Genomic DNA, 19,084 nt, shown 5'->3' with positions numbered 1-19,084 from the left:
GAGTGCTCCGTCCCGGGCCACACTGCGAGGGTGAGCGACTCCGACGCACCCCTGGACGAGACCGACACCGCGCCCGACGACGGCGACACCGTCGCCGAGCCCGACGGCGGGCCCGTCACGGAGACGGACGAGGACGTCGCGAACCTGGTCGGTCAGCCCGCCAAGGTCATGCGCATCGGCACGATGATCAAGCAGCTGCTCGACGAGGTCCGCAGCGCGCCTCTCGACGATGCCGCCCGGACGCGTCTGGCGGCGATCCACCAGCGGTCGCTGCACGAGCTCCAGGAGGGCCTGTCGCCCGAGCTGGTCGACGAGCTCGAGCGCATCACGCTGCCGTTCGGCCCCGACCAGACACCCTCGGACGCCGAGCTGCGGATCGCGCAGGCGCAGCTCGTCGGGTGGCTGGAGGGCCTGTTCCACGGGATCCAGACCGCGTTGGTGGCTCAGCAGATGGCCGCGCAGGCCCAGCTGTCGCAGATGCGCCGCGCCCTGCCGTCAGGTCAGGGTGGGCGGACGTTCGTGATCCCGCCCCCGCACGCCGCGGAGGGGTCCCTCGAGGAGGACGGCCCGACGCCGGGTCAGTACCTGTAGGCGTCCGTCCCGGGAGGCGGCGACCCCGCCGACCTGCGGTGCGGCTACGCCGTCCCCTTCGCGCGGGCGGCGAGCAGCACGACGACCTCGCGGTGCAGGTAGCGGCGGTGACCGCCGAGCGTGCGGATCGCGGTCAGACGACCGTCGTGCTCCCACCGGGCGACGGTGCGCACGTCCACCCCGAACTGCTCGGCCACCTCGGCCGGAGACAGCAGCCGCTCCGACGCCGACGACTCAGCCGTCGTCTCCGCGTGCGCCTGCTCCATCGTGCCTCCTTGTGCATCGCCCCCGCCCGGGGTGCCTGACGGCAGCCGGTCCGACCCACGGGCCGGCGTCACATCTTCCCTTATCCGCGGCCGCCCGGGGCCTGGTCAGAGCACAGATCACCGTGGGAATCCGTGGGAGCGGGTCACGGTCCGGTCACGGTGCCCGGGGCGGGGTTCAGGCTGCCGGGGCCACCTCGTCGGCGAGCGCCTCCGGGCGCCGTCGGCCGGTCAGGGCGATGGCCGCCGAGACCAGCAGCAGCCCGACCACCTCGAGTCCGTGCGGCCACTGGCGCAGCATCACCGCGCCCACCACGGCAGCAGTCGCAGGCAGCAGCGCGAGCAGGATCGCGAACGTGGCCGGCGGCACCCGCCGCAGCACGACCTGCTCGAGCGCGTACGGCACGACCGACGAGCAGACCGCGATCGCGAGGAGCACCGCGGCGAGCCACGCATCGTGCAGCACGGGGCCGGCCGACACGGCGAACACCGGGGCCAGCACCAGACCACCGGCCGACATGCCCACGGCGAGCCCCGTGATGCCACCCGCCTCCCCCGCGGACGCCACCCGACGGCCGAGCACGATGTACGCGGCCCAGCAGGCGGCGGCGATCCCGATGGCCACCAGACCGACCACCGCGTCATGGCCCCCGTCCAGGCTCACCCCGGCGAGCAGCACCACCCCCGCAGCGGCCAGACCGATACCCGTGCGGTCGCGCCAGCCCGAGCCTGTCGCCGCCGCCACGGCCACCGGGCCCAGGAACTCGATCGCCACGGCCGTACCCAGCGGCAGGTGGTCGATGCCCACGTAGAACGCCACGTTCATCAGGGCCAGCACGACCCCGAACAGGGCGGCCGTGCGCAGACCGGCCCGCGTCCAGGTGACCCGCCACGGCCGCCGCCAGGCCACGAGCACCAGGGCGGCGATCGCGACACGCAACCACGCGACCGTGGCCGGGCGCAGCTCGTCGAACAGGCCGACGGCCAGGGCCGCACCGACGTACTGGGTCAGGCCCGACAGGACGAAGATCAGCGGCGCGGGCACCGCGACAGGCTACGGCCGCGACGTCACCGGCAGGTCACGGCCGGGTGTCACCGGGGCTCGCAGCCCCGCCCGCATGACGCGACCCCGCCGGCGCGTGCACCCGGGTGCACGGCCGGCGGGGTCGCCGGGTCCGCCAGGCATCCGACGGGGATCAGCCCTTGACGGACCCAGCCAGGAGCCCGCGCACGAAGTAGCGCTGCAGGCTGAGGAACACGATCAGCGGCACGATGATCGCCACGAAGGCCCCCGCGGACAGCAGGTGCCACTCGGTGCCGCGGGTGCCGGCGAGCTCGGCCACCCGGACGGTCAGCGGCGCCACGTTGGCGGTGCCGCCGGCGAAGGTCAGGGCGACCAGCAGGTCGTTCCAGACCCACAGGAACTGGAAGATCGCGAACGAGGCGATGGCCGGCACCAGCAACGGGAGCATCACCCGGAAGAAGATCTTCACGTGCCCCGCACCGTCGACGCGTGCCGCCTCGACCAGCGAGGACGGGATCTCCTTCATGAAGTTGTGCAGCAGGAAGATCGCCAGCGGTAGCGCGAAGATCGAGTGCGAGAGCCACACCGTCCAGAACGTGCCGTTCAGGTCCCACTTCACGTAGGTCGTCAGCAGCGGGATCAGGGCGATCTGCAACGGGACGACCTGCAGTGCGAACACCGCCACGAACAGCAGGTTGCGGCCCCGGAACGGGATCCACGCGAACGCGTACGCCGCCAGCAGCGCCAACGAGATGGGGATCAGGACCGCGGGGATCGTGATGACGAACGAGTTCACGAAGTACGTGGACAGGTTCGTCGTCGAGCCGTTGAGGACCTCGTCGTAGTTCTCGGTGGTGACGTTCGGGTTGGTGAACCACGTCCACCAGCCCGAGCTGACGATGTCGGCCTCGGGCCGGAACGAGGTGATGAGCAGCCCGAACGTGGGGATGGTCCACAGGGCGGCGATGACGATCGCCGCGAACGACGCCCACGGGGAGGCCAGCCGGCCCTTCGTGGCGATCGCCCGCTTCTCGAGCCGGGTGAGCTTGCCGCCCTTGTCGATGCTCAGCTCGGTGCTGATGGCGCTCATCGGTTCTCCTCGGACTTGCGCATCTGGCGGACGTTGTAGACGACGAGCGGGGTGACCAGGATGAACAGGATCACCGCGAGCGCGGACCCCATGCCGGTGTTCCGCTGCACGAAGCTCTGGCGGTAGAACTCGAACGCCGCGACCGACGTCTCGAAGTTGCCGCCGGTCATGGTCCGGACGATGTCGAAGACCTTCAGCGTGCCCATCGCGATCGTGGTGATGACCACGACGAGCGCCGGCTGGATGCTCGGCACGGTGATGTACCGGAACATGCGCAGACCGCCGAGGCCGTCGAGCGTGGCCGCCTCGACGATGTCGTCGGGGATGGCCTTGATGGCCGCCGACAGCACCGTCATCGCGAACCCGGCCTGGATCCAGATCATGACGACGATCAGGAAGAAGGTGTTGAGTGGCGGGTTGATGAGGAACTGCTGCGGTTCACCCCCGAACCACACGATCATCTGGTTCATCAACCCGATCTGCGCGGGCTGGTTCTCGGCCGGGACGCCCTCGAGCACCGGGCGGTACTCGTAGACGAACCGCCAGATGATCGACGCGCCGACCATCGAGATCGACATCGGCAGGAAGACCAGCACCTTGGCGAACTTCTCGAACCGGCTGCGGTCGACCAGCACCGCGTACACCAGGCCGATGGCGGTGGCTGCGAGCGGCACGACGACGACCCACACCGCGGTGTTGCGCAGCACGATCTGGAACTCGTCCTGCGTGACGGCCTTGACGTAGTTGTCGACGCCGACGAACTCGTTGCCGCTGCGGTCGTAGAACGACTTCTTGATGGTCTCGAGGGCCGGCCACACCAGGCCGAACGCCAGCCCGAGCACCGCGGGTGCCAGGAAGGCGGCTGCGACGGCCCATGCGGGCAGTCGCTTGATCCGGTCGGTGGCGAAGAGCACCAGGCCCATCACCACGACGAACAGGAGGACCGCGAACACCATCAGGACGAGCTTCTCGCCCGTGGTGTCCGCGTACTTGAGGACGTCCACGCATGACCTCCGAAGGTCTGGCACCGTCCCCGTCGACGGTGCCGCACCGCCTGGGGGGCGGACCCGGACGTCGTCCCCGTCGACGACGTCCTGTGGTGGTGCGACCGCGGGCGCGCGGTGCCGGCACGAACCTGTGCCGGTGCCGTGCGCCCGCGGTTCCCGGTGAGCCGACGCCCCGCAGCTGCGGGGGCCGGCTCACCGGGTCACTGCTCAGGGCCAGGACGCCTGGATCGCGTCCAGCACCTCGGTGTCGCTCTTGTCGTTGGCGATCCAGTTCGTCATCTCGGTCCAGAAGGAGCCGGCGCCGACGGCGGCGGGCATCAGGTCGGAGGCGTCGAAGCGGAACGTCTGCGTGGTGTCGCCGAGCAGCTCGGCCGACAGCTGGTCGATCGGCGACACGAGGTTCGCCGGGTCGAGCTCGCTGTTGGAGGAGACCCAGCCACCGGCCGGGGTCGCCTTGGCCTTGGCGTTGCTCCACTCGGGGCTGGCCAGGAACGCCTGGAACGCGGCCACCTCGGGGCGGTCGGAGAACGCGGCGGCGAACTCGCCACCACCCAGGATCGGGCGGTCGTCCGCGGTCAGGCCGGGGAAGTAGAACGCGAACACGTCGCCGTCCTCGGACACGTCGGTGCCCTCGGGCCAGTTGGCGGCGTAGAAGGACGCCTGGCGGTGCATGTAGCACAGCCCGGAGGTGACGATCGGCAGACCGCCGTCCTGGAACGTGGTCGCCGCGATCGACGACACGTCTCCCAGACCACCGTTGACGTAGTCGGGGTTCTTGAGGATGTCCCCGACCTTGCCGAGCGCCTCGGCGATCTGCGGGTCGTTGAACTTCACGTCGTTGGTGATCCACTGGTCGTAGACGTCACCGCCCGCGGTGCGCAGCACCATGTCCTCGAGCCAGTCGGTGGCCGGCCAGCCGGTCGCGTCACCCGAACCGATGCCCGCGCACCAGGGCTTGGCGCCCTCGGCGCCGTGGTCGGCGACGATCTGGTCGGACAGGGCGATGAGCTCGTCCCACGTGGTGGGGATCTCGTAGCCGCTGTCGGCGAACATCTTCGGCGAGTACCAGACGAACGACTTCACGTTGGCGCCGACCGGGCCGGCGTAGAACGTGCCGTCGACCGAGCCGTAGCCCTTCCAGGCCTCGGCGTAGTACTTGTCGATGTTCTCCACGGTCGCGTCGGACGCCGGGACGATCTGGTCGGGGTAGTCCTCGACGATCGTCTTGAGCAGACCGGGCTGCGGGATGTACGCGATGTCCGGCGGGCTGCCGGCCTCGAGCCGCACCAGCAGCTGGGCCTCGAACTCCTTGGACCCCTCGTACGAGATCGTCGCGCCGGTGCACTCCTCGAACGGCTTGTACGAGTCGATCTGCGGCTGGTCCTCCGGGGACACGATCGAGGTGTAGACCGTCACGGTCTTGCCCGACAGGTCCCCGTACTGCTCGTAGGCAGCGCAGTCGGCGCTGCTCGTCGTCTCGTCGTCCCCCGCGTTGTCGTCTCCCCCGCCACAGGCGGTCAGGACGAGCGTGAGCCCTGCCCCGGCTGCGACGGCCGCGTACGCGCGTCGCCTGTTCACACTCTTCATCGAGTCTCTCCACATCGTCGTGGTGATACGGCCGACGGCAATTCCGGCCTTGCACCAGATGCAAGCGCTTACATGACGGGAGCGCAACCACAGAGGGGTGTCCGAGTCATAACGATTGGGTCACTGGTCTCCCAGGTGGCGCCTGGGACGCGGACAGCGGGCGCTCAGCCGCCGGCCCGCACCGGGCCCGTCGACCGCCGCACCACCAGGTGCGTGGGGAACGTGACATCCCCCGGCACCGGCTCCCCGCGCATCAGGTCCAGCAGCATGCTGGCCGCCGTGACGCCCTGCTCGCCGGCGTCCTGCGCCATGGTCGTCAGACCGATCAGCTCACCGAGGTCGTGGCCGTCGACCCCCACCACGGACAGGTCCTGCGGGATGCGCAGGCCCAGGTCGCCCGCCGCCAGGGCCACACCCATCGCCATCTCGTCCGAGGCGGCGAACACCGCCGTCACCTCCGGGTGGTCGCGCAGCAGCACGTGCGCGGCAGCCCGGGCGCTGACCACGTCGAAGTCGCCGTGCACCTCCAGGTCCGCGGGGGCAGCCAGGCCCGCCGTGACCAACGCCGAGCGCCACCCGCGCAACCGGTCCGTCGCCGGGGCCCACGCGGACATCTCGTCCGGGTCGCCCGTCACGTGCGCGATGTGCCGGTGGCCGAGCGCGATCAGGTGCTCGGTGGCCTCCCGGGCCGTCCGCAGGTCGTCCAGCCGCACGGTGATCTGCCCGGGGGGGCCGGAGCCGATGAAGATCAGCGGCTCGCCGAGCGAGGCCAGGTCGTCGACCTCCGCCTGGGTCATCGGCAGCCCCACGACCAGGACCCCGTCGACCCGACGTCGCAGAACGGACGGGTCCACCCGGCGACGCGGACCCCGACCCACCTCGAACGTGTACAGCAGCGCGTCCATGTCCGAGGCGCGCAACGTGCGCTCGGCGCCCTCGATGACGTGCGCGAAGAACCAGCGGCTGATCCACGGCGTGAGCAGCCCGATCGTGCGCGTGCGGCCCGACGCGAGGGACGACGCCGAGGGTGAGGGCGAGTAGCCGAGCTCGTCGGCCACCAGGCGCACACGCTCCCGGGTGGCCGCCGTGACGTTGGGCAGACCGCGCAGCGCGCGCGACACCGTCGCCGTGGAGACCCCGGCGGCCCGGGCGACGTCCTCGATGCCGTGCGCCATGGGACGCAGTGTCCACGCCGCCGCCGTACCGGTCCAACCGGGGCGCGTCGCACCCCGGACCCCGCTCGGCGGGCGGCTCAGACCAGCAGGCTGCGCAGCACCTCGAGGGCGCCGTCGTCGTCGATGGTGCCGGTGACCTCGTCGGCGACGGCGCGCACCGCCTCCGAGGCGTGCCCCATCGCGACCCCGCGCGCCGCCCACTGCAGCATCTCGCGGTCGTTGCCGCCGTCACCGACGGCCGCGGTGGCGAACGGCTCGACACCCAGCCGCTGCCGCACGTCCTCCAGCGCGGAGGCCTTGGACACCCCGCCGGGCGTGAGGTCCAGCCACGCCGACCAGCCCACCGCGTACGTCACCTCGTGCAGACCCACGCGCTCGACCAGCTCGTGGAACTCCTCCGGTGTGCTCTGCGGGCTGCGGATGACCACGCGAGTGGCCGACGTCTGCGTCAGCTCCTCGAACGAGACCCGCTTGTGCTCGCCCTGCAGCTCACCGACCGGGAAGTCACCCGAGACGAGGAACCCGAAACCGACGTCCTCCACGGCGTACAGCGCGTCGGGCAGCTCCAGCGCGATCGTGCGCAACGCCGGGCCCGGGTCGAACGTGACGATCTTGACGATCTCGTAGCCGTCGTCCAGGTCCGGGTCGAGGCGGGCCGTCACCGCACCGTTCGAGCAGACCACCCAGCCGTCCGTCAGGCCCAGCTCGTGCGCCACCGGGACCGCCGAGATGACCGACCGGCCTGTGGCCAGGACCACGTGCACGCCGGCGTCGCACAGCCCGGCGACCGCCTGCCGGACGCCGTCGGAGATCACGCCGTCGTACGACATGAGCGTGCCGTCGACGTCGAGGGCGACCAGCCGGGCCCGGCTCACCGGACGACCCGCGTGGGCTCGAGCACCTCGAGGCCGCCCAGGTACGGGCGCAACCCCTCGGGCACCCGCACCGAGCCGTCGGCCTGCTGGTGGTTCTCCAGGAACGCCACGATCCACCGGGTCGTGGCCAGCGTGCCGTTGAGCGTGGCGACCGTGCGAACCGTGCCGTCCGCCGTGCGCTCACGCACACCGAGGCGCCGCGCCTGGTACGTCGTGCAGTTCGACGTCGAGGTGAGCTCCAGGTACCGCTGCTGGCTGGGCAGCCACGCCTCGCAGTCGAACTTGCGCGCCGCGCTGGACCCCAGGTCACCCGCGGCCGTGTCGATCACCCGGTACGGCAGCTCGACCAGCGCGAGCATGTCCTTCTGCCAGCCGAGGATCCGCTGGTGCTCCGCCGCGGCGTCCTCGACGGTCGTGTAGCAGAACGCCTCGACCTTGTGGAACTGGTGCACGCGGATGATGCCGCGGGTGTCCTTGCCGTACGAGCCGGCCTCGCGCCGGTAGCAGGCGCTCCACCCGGCGTACCGCTTGGGGCCCGCCGACAGGTCGAGGATCTCGCCCGAGTGGTAGCCGGCCAGGGCCACCTCGCTGGTACCCACCAGGTACAGGTCGTCCGCCTCGAGCCGGTAGATCTCGTCGGCGTGCGCACCCAGGAACCCGGTGCCGGCCATGACCTCGGGCTTGACCAGCGTCGGGGTGATCACCGGCGTGAACCCCGCCCCGAGCGCCCTGTCGACCGCGGCGTTGAGCAGCGCCAGCTCCAGGCGCGCACCGATGCCGGTCAGGTAGTAGAACCGCGCACCGGACACCTTCGCGCCGCGCTCGGTGTCGATCGCCTCGAGGCCCTCACCGAGCTCCAGGTGGTCGCGCACCGCGAAGTCCGCGCCGTACTCCGCGGCGAAGTCACGCGGCGTGCCCACGTGGTCGAGCACGACGTAGTCGTCCTCGCCGCCCGACGGGACGCCCGGCTCGATGACGTTGCCGATGCGGCGGGCCAGCTCGGTCGCCGTCTTCTCGGCCGCGTCCGCGTCCGCCTGCAGTGCCTTGACCCGCTCGGCCAGCTGCTTGCCGTGCGCGAGCAGCCGCTGCTTGTCCTCGCCCTGCGCGGACGCCACGAGCTTGCCGTGGGACTTCTGCTCGGCCCGCAGGTTCTCGAACTCGGTCAGCGCGGAGCGGCGGCGCGCATCCGCGTCGAGCACCTCGTCGACGAGATGGGGCGAGTCACCACGCGCGACCTGGCTGGCACGCACGACGTCGGGGTCCTCCCGCAGGAGTCGCAGATCGATCACAGGGCGAGCCTATCGAGCCGCCCCGGCTCCCACCCCGCCGCACGACCTTCGACACCCCACGACCGCACCACATGCGCACCCCGCACCCGCACCGCAGCCGCACCGCGACCGCCCCGCAGAGCCCGACCGTGAGGTCAGCGGCCCGTCGGCGGGGTGGGCGCCGGTGAACCGACGTAGATTGCGGGCATGTCGTGGCAGGGGTGGGTCGCCGTCGCCGCGGTCGCGGTGGCCCTGGCGGCACTCACCCTGGCCGGAGTGATGTGGCGCCGCGAGCAGGACCTGCGCCGCCGCCTCGGGCTCCCCCCGCGCGGGGACGTCGCCCCGGGCGCCACGGCGCGGTCACCGCACCCCCGCGGGCCGCTGGTGGCGGTCGTCGCCAACCCGACCAAGCCGGACGTCGCCGGGCTGCGGATCGCCGTCCGCCGCGAGTGCGCCCACCAGCACCTTCCCGAACCCCTGTGGTTCGAGACCACGGCCGAGGAACCGGGTACCGCCCAGGCCCGCGAGGCGCTCGAGCGGGGCGCCGACGTGGTGCTCGCGGCCGGCGGGGACGGCACCGTCCGGGCCGTCGCCGAAGCCCTCGTCGGCTCGGGTGTCCCCATGGGGCTGCTGCCGTTGGGCACCGGCAACCTGCTGGCCCGCAACCTCGACCTGCCGCTGTCGGACCAGCAGGCCGCGCTGCGGGTCGCCCTCACCGGTGTGGACCGCACGATCGACGTCGGGCGGCTGCGGGTGCTGCGGCACGGCACGCCCGGTGACGGCTCCCCCGCCGACGACGGCCGGGCCGGGGCCGACGAGCACGGCACACCGCGCGCCGACGACCACCTGTTCCTCGTCATCGCGGGCCTCGGGTTCGACGCGGCGATGGTCGCCGACACCGACGAGCAGCTCAAGGCCAAGGTCGGGTGGATCGCCTACTTCGTGGCCGGTATCCGGCACCTGCACGGTCGCCGCACCCGTGTCCACGTGCGGATCGACGACGCCGCCGGCACCACCACCCGACTGCGCAGCCTGCTGATCGGCAACTGCGGCAAGCTGCCCGGCGGGCTGACCCTGCTGCCCGACGCGGTCGTCGACGACGGCTGGCTCGACATCGCCGCGATCGACACCCGCGCCGGCGTGGCCGGCTGGGCGCAGCTGTTCGGCGAGGTCGTGCTGCAGGGCGTGGGCGTGCGCAACGAGCTGCCCGCCAAGATCGGGCGCATCGACCACACCCGGGCCCGCTCCGTGCGCGTCGTGGTGCCCGCCGGTGAGCACGTGCAGGTCGACGGCGAGGTGATCGGGGTCGTCAGGGAGCTCAGCGCGTGGGTCGACCCCGGCGCGCTGGTCGTGCGCGTCCCCGTCTGAGGCTCAGGTCCTGCCGCCCTCACGCACGGCCTGCAGCCACGCACGGGCGTGCACGAACTCCGCGTCCGAGGTGCCCACGTGCACGGTGGCCGGCAGGCCGTCGGCCTTGGGGTACGAACCGAGGAACCGCACGTACGGGCAACGGCGGTGCAGGCCCATGAGCGCCTCACCGACGCGCTCCTCCTCGATGTGCCCGTCGACGTCGATCGAGAACGAGTACCGCCCCAGCGCGTCACCGATGGGACGCGACTCGATGCGGGAGAGGTTCACCCCGCGTGCCGCGAACTGCTCGAGCATGGCCAGCAGCGCACCGGCCTCGTTGTCGGGCAGGTGCACCACCAGGGTCGTCTTGTCCGCGCCTGTGGGCGCCGGCACCTGCCCGGGGCGGCCCACCACGACGAACCGGGTCAGGGCGTGCGCGTTGTCGGCGATGTCGGCGGCCAGCACCTCCAGGCCGTACGGCTCGACGGCAGCGGGCGGCACCAGCGCGGCGTCGAACCCGAGCGGCGCGTCGTCCGACGTGCGCGCCGCGATCAGGGCCGCCGGGGCGGTGTTCGACGTGGCCGGCACGTGCACCACGTCGGGCAGGTGCGCGCCCAGCCACCGACGGCACTGCACCCAGGCGTGCGGGTGCGCCGCCACCCGGCGCACGTCGGCCAGGCGCACACCCGGAGCCGCCGCCAGGGCGAACTGGACCGGCACGAGCACCTCGCGCAGCAGCACCAGCGGCTCCCCGACCGCCAACGAGTCCAACGTCGCGGTGACACCACCCTCGACGGTGCTCTCGATGGCCACGACCGCCAGGTCCGCCGAGCCGGTGCGCACCGCGTCGATCGCCGAGACCACGTCCGGCTGGGGCAGGTACACCGCGTCCTGCGGGGCCACGACCTGGCGCAGGGCGGCCTCGGTGAACGTGCCGGCCGGCCCGAGGTAGGCGTAACGCGGTGCGGACGGCATGGACATCGGCCCCTCCTGGTCCTGCACGCCGCACCCGCGGGGCACCGGAAGACGTGCAGGTCCGGTGCAGGGGCGGTGGACACCCGAGGCGAACCCGGGTGGGCCGCCGGGTCGAGGGTAGTGCGACCGTAGGCTGAGCCGGTGCCCAACCCTGCCCTCCCGGCCGCCCGCGCGGCCGCACGCACCGTCGTGCCCGCCCCGGTGCTCGTGCTGCTCGCGCTCGTGCTCGGCCTGGGCCTGTCCGTGGTGTCCGCGGCACCCGTGCTCGCGGCCGCACCGGCAGCGGCCACCTCGACGACCCCGCGCACGGCAGCAGCAGGCACGGCCACGGCCGCCGGTGACGCGGGCACCACCCCGGTCGTGCTCGTCGGCGTCACCGGGGTGCGCTGGGACGACGTCACCACGCTGACCACACCGGCCCTGTGGTCGCTGTCGCGGTCCGCGTCGATCGGCCTGGTCGCCGCCCGCAGCGTCTCCACCCGATCCTGCCCGGCCGACGGCTGGCTCGGGGTGTCCGCGGGTGCGCGCGCCGCCGACGCCCTCGTCGCGGACGGCACCTGCCGCTCGCTGCGCGAACCCCTCGCGGAGGCACCCGGCGTCGTGCCCGGGTGGGCGGACTACACGGCGGCCGTCGACACCCAGAGGTACGGCGCACGGCTCGGGCTGCTCGGCGAGGCGCTCGCCGACGGCGGCATCACCGCCACGGGCATCGGGGCGGGCGCCGCGATCGCCCTGGCCGACGACGAAGGGCTCCCGGTCGGCACGTACGTGCACCGCCCGACGGGCACCTCGGGTCTGACGCGCGCCGTCCGTGACGCCCTGAGCACCTCACAGCTGGTGGTCGTCGACGCCGGGTCGGTGCGTGACGCCGGCCAGGCCACGCACGGGCGGTCCACGGATGCCTCGGACGCGGCCCTCAGCGAGGAGGACCAGGCGGAGATCCTCGCCGACGCGACGGACGACCCCAGCAGCACCGAGGCCTTCGTCGAGCCGACGCGGGCCCAGCAGATGCAGGTCGTGGACGCCCGGGTGGGGGCGGCCGTGGCCGCCGCCGAACGCGCCGGGGCGACCGTGCTGGTCGTCTCGCTCGCCGACTCCGGACGGACCGCGCTGCAGCTGGCCGCCGTCGACGGACCCGGGGCCCCCGGCACGGACGTCGAGTTCGGCGAGAGCCTGCTCACCTCGGGCTCCACCCGCCAGCCGGGCGTGATCCAGTCCGTCGACGTCACCCCCACGGTGCTCGAGCTGCTCGGGCTGGACGGCTCCGTGGCGGCACTGTCCGGCGCGGCGATCACCCCGAGCGCCGGGCCGGCCGCCGCCTCCGCGCGCGTCGAGCACCTGCTCGACATCGCGCTGCGGGCGAAGCAGATCACCCGGGTCAGCGGTGCGTACTCCGCGCAGCTGGTGCTCGTGCAGGCCGCGCTGTTCGTCGCGGCAGCCATCATCCTGACGCGCACCGGCCGCTCGGACCGGGCCCCGCTGCGCCCGGCCCTGCAGGTGCTGCGGGTGGCGTCGTTGGCGCTCGCCGCCGCACCGGTCGCCTCGTTCCTCACCGGGCTCGTGCCTTGGTGGCGCTCGGCCACACCGACGAACGCCTTCTGGTGGACGGTCGGCGGCTGGGTCGTGGCGATCACCGCGCTGGCGCTGGTCGGCCCGTGGCGCCGACGTCCGCTCGGGCCTGCCGGTGTGGTCGCAGCGGTCACCGTGGTCGTCCTCGTGGTCGACGCGTGCACCGGGTCCACGCTGGTCATCGACTCGCCGATGGGCGCGCACCGGATCCTCGCGGCGCGGTTCTACGGCATGAGCAACCAGGCGTTCGCGCTGCTCACCGCCGGTGGCCTGCTGCTGGCCGTCGTGATCGCCGACGAGCTGCTGCGCCGCGGACGACGGACCGCCGCCACCTGGTCGGTGGCCCTGCTCGGCCTGCTGCTCGTGGTCGTCGACGGTGCACCCGGCCTGGGCAGCGACTTCGGCGGACCCCCTCCGCTGATCCTCGCGTTCTCCCTGCTCGCGCTGCAGGTGTCCGGCCGCAAGATCCGGTGGCGCACGATCGCGATCATCAGCCTCGCAGGCGCGGTCGCCGTCGGCGGCGCCGCCGGGCTGGACTGGCTGCGCCCCGCGTCCGAACGCACGCACCTGGGCCGGTTCTTCGCCACGGTGCTCGACGGCGGGCTGTGGGACGTCGTCTACCGCAAGCTCGAGGTCAACCTGCGGGTGCTCACCTCGTGGCGCTACCTGGTGCTGGCGATCGGCGGCGTGGCACTCACCGCGCTGGTCGTCACCGGACCGCACCCGCGCCGCGGGGACCTGCTGGGCAAGGGCAGCCCCATGGCTGGCCTGCGCACGGCGGTCCCGCTGCTCAAGCCGGCCGTCGCCGCCATCGGCCTGGCGCTCGCCGTGGGGTTCCTCATCAACGACTCGGGGATCGTGGTGCCCGCCACGGGCATCGCCCTGGCCGTGCCGTGCCTGGTCGCGGCCGCCGCGCAGTGGCGGCTCGGCGTGCCCGACGGGCACGTGGACGTGGCCGACGAGGCCGTGACGGAGCCTCCGGGCGCCCCGATGCCCGCCACCGTCTGACCGGGCGCCCGCCGGGGACGCCGGCGGATCAGCGGTGCGTCTGGGGGGGCCGGGTCGACGGGGCCACGGTCTGCCGCACCGCCGTGGTGACCCGGCGCACGCGCCGCGCGTTCACCGCAAGCATCACGTCGCGGTACTGCGCGGCCCGGTGCAGCTGGCCCTTGAGGTCCGACCCGGACGGACGGTGCCGCAGGTCGCACGGCACCTCGACGACGCGGAAGCCACGTCGCAGCAGGTCGATGGTCATGCCCGTCTCGACGCCCCACCCGCGGGCCAACGGCGTCGCCGCCTCGAACGCCTCCCGCGTGAGGCAACGCATGCCGGACAGCGGCTGGGTCGGGGTCCACCCCGTCAGCGCCGCGATGGCCCGCCGCGCGGCGCCCACCACGATGCCCCGACCACCTGCACCGGGCTGCGGAGGCAGCAGCGCGATGGCCAGGTCGGTCTCGCCCTCGACGACCGGGGGCACCAGCGGCGCGGTGTTGACGGCGGTCTCGGCGAGGTCGCCGTCGATGAACAGCAGGATCCGCGGTGCACGGTCCGGGGCGTCCCGCATGGCCACGACCGCCGCACCGGTCTCCATGGCGGCGGCCTTGCCGCGGTTGTGCGAGTGCCGCACGACGACGGCGCCGGCGTCGCGGGCCACGTGCTGCGTGTTGTCCTCGGAGCCGTCGTCGACGACGAGCACGAGGTCCACGTGCGGGATGGCGCGGGCCGAGCGCACGGTCGCGGCGATGCGGCGCGACTCGTCCTTGGCCGGGATGATCACGGCCACCCGTTGCCGGGCCCGCGCGGAGCGCTGGACGGCGGAGCTCGGTGCAGCGGAGACCGGCGCGGCCACGTCGGCCGAGGGCACCGGGGCGCCAGTCGGGTCGGACGTCTCCTCGGACCGGTGCTCGCGCTTCACGAGGTCAGCCTATCGGCGCGGTGAACCGGTGGTCCGCTCGGCGCCGGACACGCGACGGGCTGCCGAGCGGTGAGCCCGGCAGCCCGTCGCGGACGATGCGGACGATGCAGACGATGCAGACGATGCAGACGATGCGGTCAGCGCAGCGTGACCTGGCGGGCCACCAGACCCGCGCGGGCACGGCGCGCGTTCGCGTCGAGGGGTGTGGTGTCCGCGAGCGCCGCGGCGAACTTCGGGACGAACGCGGCCAGCGGCGCCTCGATCTCGGCGGCCTCGGCGCCACGGGTCAGCTCCCACACCGGCACGACCAGGCCGGACGAGCGGAAGTAGCCGACGAACTTGGCGTCGTCGAACCCGGACTCGCGGGCGGCGTGCAGGCGGGCCAGGCCGTCCAGGACGACCTGCTCCTCGTGGGGCTGCGACCAGCGCAGGAACTCGCGGTCGCCCATGCGGCACCAGTAGGCCGAGTCGGCGGCGGCGAGCTTGACGGTCTCGATGATGCCGGCGTCGGCGTCCTCGATCGCGGCGGTCAGGTCGGCGGTGCGCTCGGTGTCGGGGGCGAGCCAGTAGGCGAACGACTCCTGCACGGTGACCTCGAACGGCACGGTCAGGTCCAGCACGTCCTGCAGGCGCGGGCCGGGGGTCGGCAGGCCGATCGACTCGATGGCGGTGCCGGGCTCGACCTCGAGGGCCTCCAGCAGGGCGGTCGCCAGGTCGCGCGACGCGTCGCCCGAGCCGCCGGGGACCTGCAGCGCCAGCAGGATCACGCCGTCGGCGCGGTGCAGCGCACGCCAGCCGGTGGGCAGCACCGTGGTGACCAGCACCTCCTTGGCGCCGTGCTCCGCGGTGGTGCGCGCGGTGGCGGCGGCGGCGGGCACGACCTCCTTGAGCGCGACCCAGTCGGGCTCACCGGGGAGCCCCTCGAAGGGGCGCAGCACGAACGCGGGGCTGTTCTTGACCATGCCGGAAGGCTACCGGGCGCCGGACGGCGCGGCGTCGGCAGGTTCTGCGGGACCGGTGGGTCGTAGGACCCCTGGGGGTGCCCAGCACGCGGCGGGTGAGAGAGGATCGGGCACATGGATCCGCGCGCCGGTACACCCGCCCAGCCGTCCGACCTCATCGACGTGGACGCCCTCCTCGGGGCGTACTACGACCGGGAGCCCGATCTGGCCGATCCGGCGCAGCGCGTCGTGTTCGGCACGAGCGGACATCGCGGCTCCGCGTTCGACGGGGCCTTCAACGAGGCGCACATCGTGGCGATCACGGCGGCGATCGTCGAGTACCGCCGCGGGCAGGGCACCGACGGCCCGCTGTTCATCGGGCGGGACACGCACGGTCTGTCCGATCCGGCGTTCCGCACCGCGCTGGAGGTGCTGGCCGCGGCGGGTGTCGAGGTGCACGTGGACGCGCGTGACTCGTGGACTCCCACGCCGGCCGTCTCGCACGCGATCCTGCGCCACAACGGTGCGGGCACGTCCGAGGGTGTGCGGACGCAGGGCCCCGGGCTGGCCGACGGCATCGTGGTCACCCCGTCGCACAACCCGCCGCGTGACGGCGGCTTCAAGTACAACGCGCCGCACGGCGGCCCGGCCGACTCCGACGCGACGAACTGGATCGCGAACCGCGCGAACGAGATCCTGCGCAGCGGGTGGCGGGCGATCCCCCGCGTGAGCATCGAGAAGGCGCTGGCGGCCGACACCACGCTCAAGCACGACTACCTGACCTCGTACGTCGACGACCTGGCCAACGTGCTGGACCTCGAGGCGATCCGGACGGCGGGGGTGCGCATCGGTGCCGACCCGCTGGGCGGCGCGTCGGTGGAGTACTGGGGTGAGATCGGCGAGCGGTACGGGCTGGACCTGACGGTCGTCAACCCGCGCACGGACCCGCGCTGGTCGTTCATGACCCTGGACTGGGACGGCAAGATCCGCATGGACTGCTCGTCGCCGTCGGCCATGGCCTCGCTGGTGGAGCGCATGCGGGGCGACGCGCCGTTCGACATCGCCACGGGCAACGACGCGGACTCCGACCGGCACGGCATCGTGACGCCCGACGGCGGCCTGATGAACCCGAACCACTACCTGGCCGTCGCGATCGACTACCTGTACGGCGGGGCGCGTCCGGGCTGGCCTACCGGGACGGCGATCGGCAAGACGCTGGTGTCGTCCTCGCTGGTGGACCGGGTCGCGGCACGCCTGGGCCGGACGCTGCTGGAGGTGCCGGTCGGGTTCAAGTGGTTCGTGCCCGGGCTGATCGACGGCTCCGTCGGGTTCGGCGGCGAGGAGTCGGCGGGGGCGTCGTTCCTGCGGACGGACGGCACCGTGTGGACCACGGACAAGGACGGTCTGCTGCTCGCGCTGCTGGCCTCCGAGATCCTCGCGACGACGGGCAAGACTCCCTCGCAGCACCACCAGGAGCTCGTGGGCGAGTTCGGCCGGTCCTGGTACGCCCGGGTCGACGCGGCGGCCACGCGCGAGCAGAAGGCCACGCTCGCGGCGCTGTCGCCCGAGCAGGTGACCGCCACGACGCTGGCCGGTGAGGACATCACCGCCCGGCTGACGGCCGCCCCCGGCAACGGTGCCTCGATCGGGGGCCTGAAGGTCACCACCGAGAACGCGTGGTTCGCGGCCCGCCCGTCGGGCACCGAGGACGTCTACAAGATCTACGCCGAGTCGTTCGTCTCGGCCGAGCACCTCACGCAGGTGCAGGAGGCCGCGAAGGCGCTGGTGGACGACACGCTGGCCTGACCCACCCGTACGAAGGCCGCCACCCGCGTCGCCGGGCGGCGGCCTTCGTCGTGCCGGGCGTGAGGCGTCAGGCGGCGCGGCCCAGGGTGCGGGTCGACCACCCGGCGGCTCGCCAGGCGTCCGTGTCGAGCTTGCCGCGGGCGTCGATCAGCCGCGGCTGCCGGGTGCGGGCGGCCAGGCGGACCGGGTCGGCCTGCAGGAACTCCTCCCACTCGGTGAGCAGCAGCACGACGTCCGTGCCCTCGACGGCCTCGTCCGCGCTGGTCGCGTACGTCAGCGAGGGGAACGTGGCGCGCGCGGTGTCGCCGGCCTGCGGGTCGTAGACGGTGACCTGCGCGCCGCGCAGGTGCAGGGCCGCGGCGACGTTGAGGGCCGGCGAGTCGCGCACGTCGTCGGTGTGCGGCTTGAACGCGGCACCGAGGACACCGATGCGCCGGTTGAGCACGGAGCCGCCGCACGCCTCGACGGCGTGGTCGACGACCGCGGCACGCTGGCCCATGTTGATCTCGTCGACCTGCTGCATGAGCGCGACGGCCCGGTGCGCACCGAGCTCGCCGGCACGGTGCATGAGGGCGCGGATGTCCTTGGGCAGGCAGCCGCCGCCGAACCCGAGCCCGGCGTCGAGGAACTGCCGGCCGATGCGCACGTCGTGGCCGATGGCGTCGGCCAGCACGGTGACGTCGGCGCCGGCCGCCTCGCAGACCTGGGCGATCGCGTTGACGAACGAGATCTTCGTGGCCAGGAACGCGTTCGCGGAGACCTTGACCAGCTCGGCGGTCGGCAGGTCGGTGACCACGAACGGCGAGCCTTCGGCGATGGGCTGCGCGTAGACGGTGCGCAGCAGCGCCTCGGCGGCCGGGGAGGCACCCCCGACGACCACGCGGTCGGGGTGCAGGGTGTCGTCGACGGCCTTGCCCTCGCGCAGGAACTCGGGGTTCCACACGAGCTCGGCGCCGACCCCGGGGGCGACCTCACGGGCGACGATCTCGCGCAGACGGGCCGCGGTGCCCACGGGCACCGTCGACTTGCCCACGATGACGCCGTCGTGGGTCATGGCGCGGGCGACGGCCGTGGTGGCCGCCTCGACGAACCGCAGGTCGGCCGCGTGGCTGGTCTTCATCTGCGGGGTGCCGACGCACACGAAGTGCACCTCGGCGTTCGCCACGGCGCTGGCCGCGTCGGTGGTGAACCGCAGACGGCCGGTGGCGAGCGTGGCCTCGAGCAGCTCGGGCAGGCCGGGCTCGTAGAAGGGGACCTTGCCGGCGGCCAGCGCCTCGACCTTGGCGGCGTCGGTGTCGACGCCGGTGACGTCGAAGCCGAGCTGGGCCATGGCCACGGCGTGCGTGGCACCGAGGTACCCGGTGCCGAACACCGTGATGCGGGGCAGCCGGGGGCTGTCGGCGAGGTCGGCAGGCTCGATGAGGTCGTCGTGCTCGTACATGGTGGTCATCACGGCTCCTGGTGGGCGGTCGTGCGGGAGGAGGGGGGTGCGGCGGAGGCAGCGGCGGCTACGTCGGTGGGGTCCACGGGCGCGGTGGCGCGCAGACCGGGCGGGTCGTCGTCCGGACGCAGGGTCGTCCGACGCACGGTGATGCGGTGGCCCTGCACGCGGATGACGCTGGTGCGGATCTCCGTCGGCGAGCTCACG

The 19,084-nt window shown here is 73.1% G+C and carries 17 protein-coding genes; 4 read left to right on the top strand and 13 right to left on the bottom strand.

The genetic code is table 11. The features are described 5' to 3' along the window. Positions 1-30: 30 nt before the first annotated feature. The gene (locus ACTHAM_RS02430) at positions 31-591 is read left to right on the top strand and encodes a bacterial proteasome activator family protein (RefSeq protein ID WP_440684167.1); all 561 of its coding nucleotides are present in this window, start codon (positions 31-33) and stop codon (positions 589-591) included. Positions 592-635: 44 nt separating this feature from the next. On the opposite strand, the gene ACTHAM_RS02425 is transcribed toward ACTHAM_RS02430, so the two are convergent. The 8 genes from ACTHAM_RS02425 to serS form a co-directional block, all read right to left on the bottom strand. Next, on the bottom strand, positions 636-857 hold the full coding sequence (locus ACTHAM_RS02425) for a MerR family DNA-binding transcriptional regulator (protein WP_440684166.1): 222 nt from the start codon (positions 855-857) through the stop codon (positions 636-638). A 175-nt stretch (positions 858-1,032) separates the two neighbouring features. Further along, complete coding sequence (locus tag ACTHAM_RS02420; RefSeq protein WP_440684165.1) at positions 1,033-1,899, bottom strand: EamA family transporter; 867 nt, start codon at positions 1,897-1,899, stop codon at positions 1,033-1,035. A gap of 151 nt (positions 1,900-2,050) precedes the next feature. After that, positions 2,051-2,968 carry a carbohydrate ABC transporter permease gene (locus ACTHAM_RS02415; protein WP_440684164.1) on the bottom strand — a complete coding sequence of 306 codons (918 nt, stop codon included), beginning with the start codon at positions 2,966-2,968 and terminating at the stop codon, positions 2,051-2,053. Next, a complete protein-coding gene (locus ACTHAM_RS02410) occupies positions 2,965-3,972 on the bottom strand; it encodes a carbohydrate ABC transporter permease (RefSeq protein ID WP_440684163.1) in 1,008 nt (335 codons plus the stop codon). The genes ACTHAM_RS02415 and ACTHAM_RS02410 overlap by 4 nt, the downstream gene beginning before the upstream one ends. 210 nt (positions 3,973-4,182) lie before the next feature. Beyond that, complete coding sequence (locus ACTHAM_RS02405) at positions 4,183-5,562, bottom strand: ABC transporter substrate-binding protein (RefSeq protein WP_440684162.1); 1,380 nt, start codon at positions 5,560-5,562, stop codon at positions 4,183-4,185. A 164-nt stretch (positions 5,563-5,726) separates the two neighbouring features. Next, complete coding sequence (locus tag ACTHAM_RS02400; protein ID WP_440684161.1) at positions 5,727-6,737, bottom strand: LacI family DNA-binding transcriptional regulator; 1,011 nt, start codon at positions 6,735-6,737, stop codon at positions 5,727-5,729. Positions 6,738-6,814: 77 nt separating this feature from the next. Then, positions 6,815-7,612: an HAD family hydrolase gene (locus ACTHAM_RS02395; RefSeq protein ID WP_440684160.1), complete on the bottom strand. Its 798-nt coding sequence runs from the start codon at positions 7,610-7,612 to the stop codon at positions 6,815-6,817. Then, a complete protein-coding gene (serS, locus tag ACTHAM_RS02390) occupies positions 7,609-8,901 on the bottom strand; it encodes a serine--tRNA ligase (protein ID WP_440684159.1) in 1,293 nt (430 codons plus the stop codon). Before serS ends, ACTHAM_RS02395 begins: the two co-directional genes overlap by 4 nt. 186 nt (positions 8,902-9,087) lie before the next feature. Here serS and ACTHAM_RS02385 point away from each other — a divergent pair, with 186 nt between their 5' ends. Beyond that, positions 9,088-10,248: a diacylglycerol/lipid kinase family protein gene (locus ACTHAM_RS02385; protein ID WP_440684158.1), complete on the top strand. Its 1,161-nt coding sequence runs from the start codon at positions 9,088-9,090 to the stop codon at positions 10,246-10,248. A gap of 3 nt (positions 10,249-10,251) precedes the next feature. Here the strand turns inward: ACTHAM_RS02385 and pheA are convergent, their stop codons facing one another. After that, complete coding sequence (gene pheA, locus ACTHAM_RS02380; protein ID WP_440684190.1) at positions 10,252-11,205, bottom strand: prephenate dehydratase; 954 nt, start codon at positions 11,203-11,205, stop codon at positions 10,252-10,254. 141 nt (positions 11,206-11,346) lie between these two features. On the opposite strand from pheA, the gene ACTHAM_RS02375 reads away from it, so the two are divergent. Further along, positions 11,347-13,782, top strand: a complete 2,436-nt coding sequence (locus tag ACTHAM_RS02375; protein WP_440684157.1) for a hypothetical protein — start codon at positions 11,347-11,349, stop codon at positions 13,780-13,782. A gap of 28 nt (positions 13,783-13,810) precedes the next feature. Here the strand turns inward: ACTHAM_RS02375 and ACTHAM_RS02370 are convergent, their stop codons facing one another. Together ACTHAM_RS02370 and ACTHAM_RS02365 are read right to left on the bottom strand one after the other, a co-directional pair. Further along, positions 13,811-14,623, bottom strand: a complete 813-nt coding sequence (locus tag ACTHAM_RS02370; RefSeq protein ID WP_440684189.1) for a glycosyltransferase family 2 protein — start codon at positions 14,621-14,623, stop codon at positions 13,811-13,813. Positions 14,624-14,826: 203 nt separating this feature from the next. Then, a complete protein-coding gene (locus ACTHAM_RS02365; RefSeq protein ID WP_440684156.1) occupies positions 14,827-15,651 on the bottom strand; it encodes a DUF5926 family protein in 825 nt (274 codons plus the stop codon). A 114-nt stretch (positions 15,652-15,765) separates the two neighbouring features. Here ACTHAM_RS02365 and pgm point away from each other — a divergent pair, with 114 nt between their 5' ends. Next, positions 15,766-17,436, top strand: coding sequence for a phosphoglucomutase (alpha-D-glucose-1,6-bisphosphate-dependent) (pgm, locus tag ACTHAM_RS02360; RefSeq protein ID WP_440684155.1), 1,671 nt, complete (start codon positions 15,766-15,768; stop codon positions 17,434-17,436). 67 nt (positions 17,437-17,503) lie between these two features. Here the strand turns inward: pgm and ACTHAM_RS02355 are convergent, their stop codons facing one another. After that, complete coding sequence (locus tag ACTHAM_RS02355; protein WP_440684188.1) at positions 17,504-18,877, bottom strand: UDP-glucose dehydrogenase family protein; 1,374 nt, start codon at positions 18,875-18,877, stop codon at positions 17,504-17,506. Between the two features lie 8 nt (positions 18,878-18,885). Then, the gene (locus tag ACTHAM_RS02350; RefSeq protein WP_440684154.1) at positions 18,886-19,083 is read right to left on the bottom strand and encodes a hypothetical protein; all 198 of its coding nucleotides are present in this window, start codon (positions 19,081-19,083) and stop codon (positions 18,886-18,888) included. Between the last annotated feature and the right edge of the window lies 1 nt (position 19,084).

The sequence above is a fragment of the Cellulomonas soli genome (assembly GCF_052036975.1).
Classification (GTDB): domain Bacteria; phylum Actinomycetota; class Actinomycetes; order Actinomycetales; family Cellulomonadaceae; genus Cellulomonas; species Cellulomonas soli_A.
The sequence above is the reverse complement of the archived record's forward strand: the minus strand, read 5'-3'. Positions and strand labels throughout refer to the sequence as shown.

Excerpts from the sequence above, each read along its gene's own strand:
- ACTHAM_RS02425 (WP_440684166.1), bottom strand. The coding sequence starts at position 857 with ATGGAGCAGGCGCACGCGGAGACGACGGCTGAGTCGTCGGCGTCGGAG.
- ACTHAM_RS02415 (WP_440684164.1), bottom strand. The coding sequence starts at position 2,968 with ATGAGCGCCATCAGCACCGAGCTGAGCATCGACAAGGGCGGCAAGCTC.
- ACTHAM_RS02405 (WP_440684162.1), bottom strand. The coding sequence starts at position 5,562 with ATGAAGAGTGTGAACAGGCGACGCGCGTACGCGGCCGTCGCAGCCGGG.
- ACTHAM_RS02400 (WP_440684161.1), bottom strand. The coding sequence starts at position 6,737 with ATGGCGCACGGCATCGAGGACGTCGCCCGGGCCGCCGGGGTCTCCACG.
- ACTHAM_RS02385 (WP_440684158.1), top strand. The coding sequence starts at position 9,088 with ATGTCGTGGCAGGGGTGGGTCGCCGTCGCCGCGGTCGCGGTGGCCCTG.
- pheA (WP_440684190.1), bottom strand. The coding sequence starts at position 11,205 with ATGCCGTCCGCACCGCGTTACGCCTACCTCGGGCCGGCCGGCACGTTC.
- ACTHAM_RS02365 (WP_440684156.1), bottom strand. The coding sequence starts at position 15,651 with ATGGTCAAGAACAGCCCCGCGTTCGTGCTGCGCCCCTTCGAGGGGCTC.
- pgm (WP_440684155.1), top strand. The coding sequence starts at position 15,766 with ATGGATCCGCGCGCCGGTACACCCGCCCAGCCGTCCGACCTCATCGAC.
- ACTHAM_RS02355 (WP_440684188.1), bottom strand. The coding sequence starts at position 18,877 with ATGTACGAGCACGACGACCTCATCGAGCCTGCCGACCTCGCCGACAGC.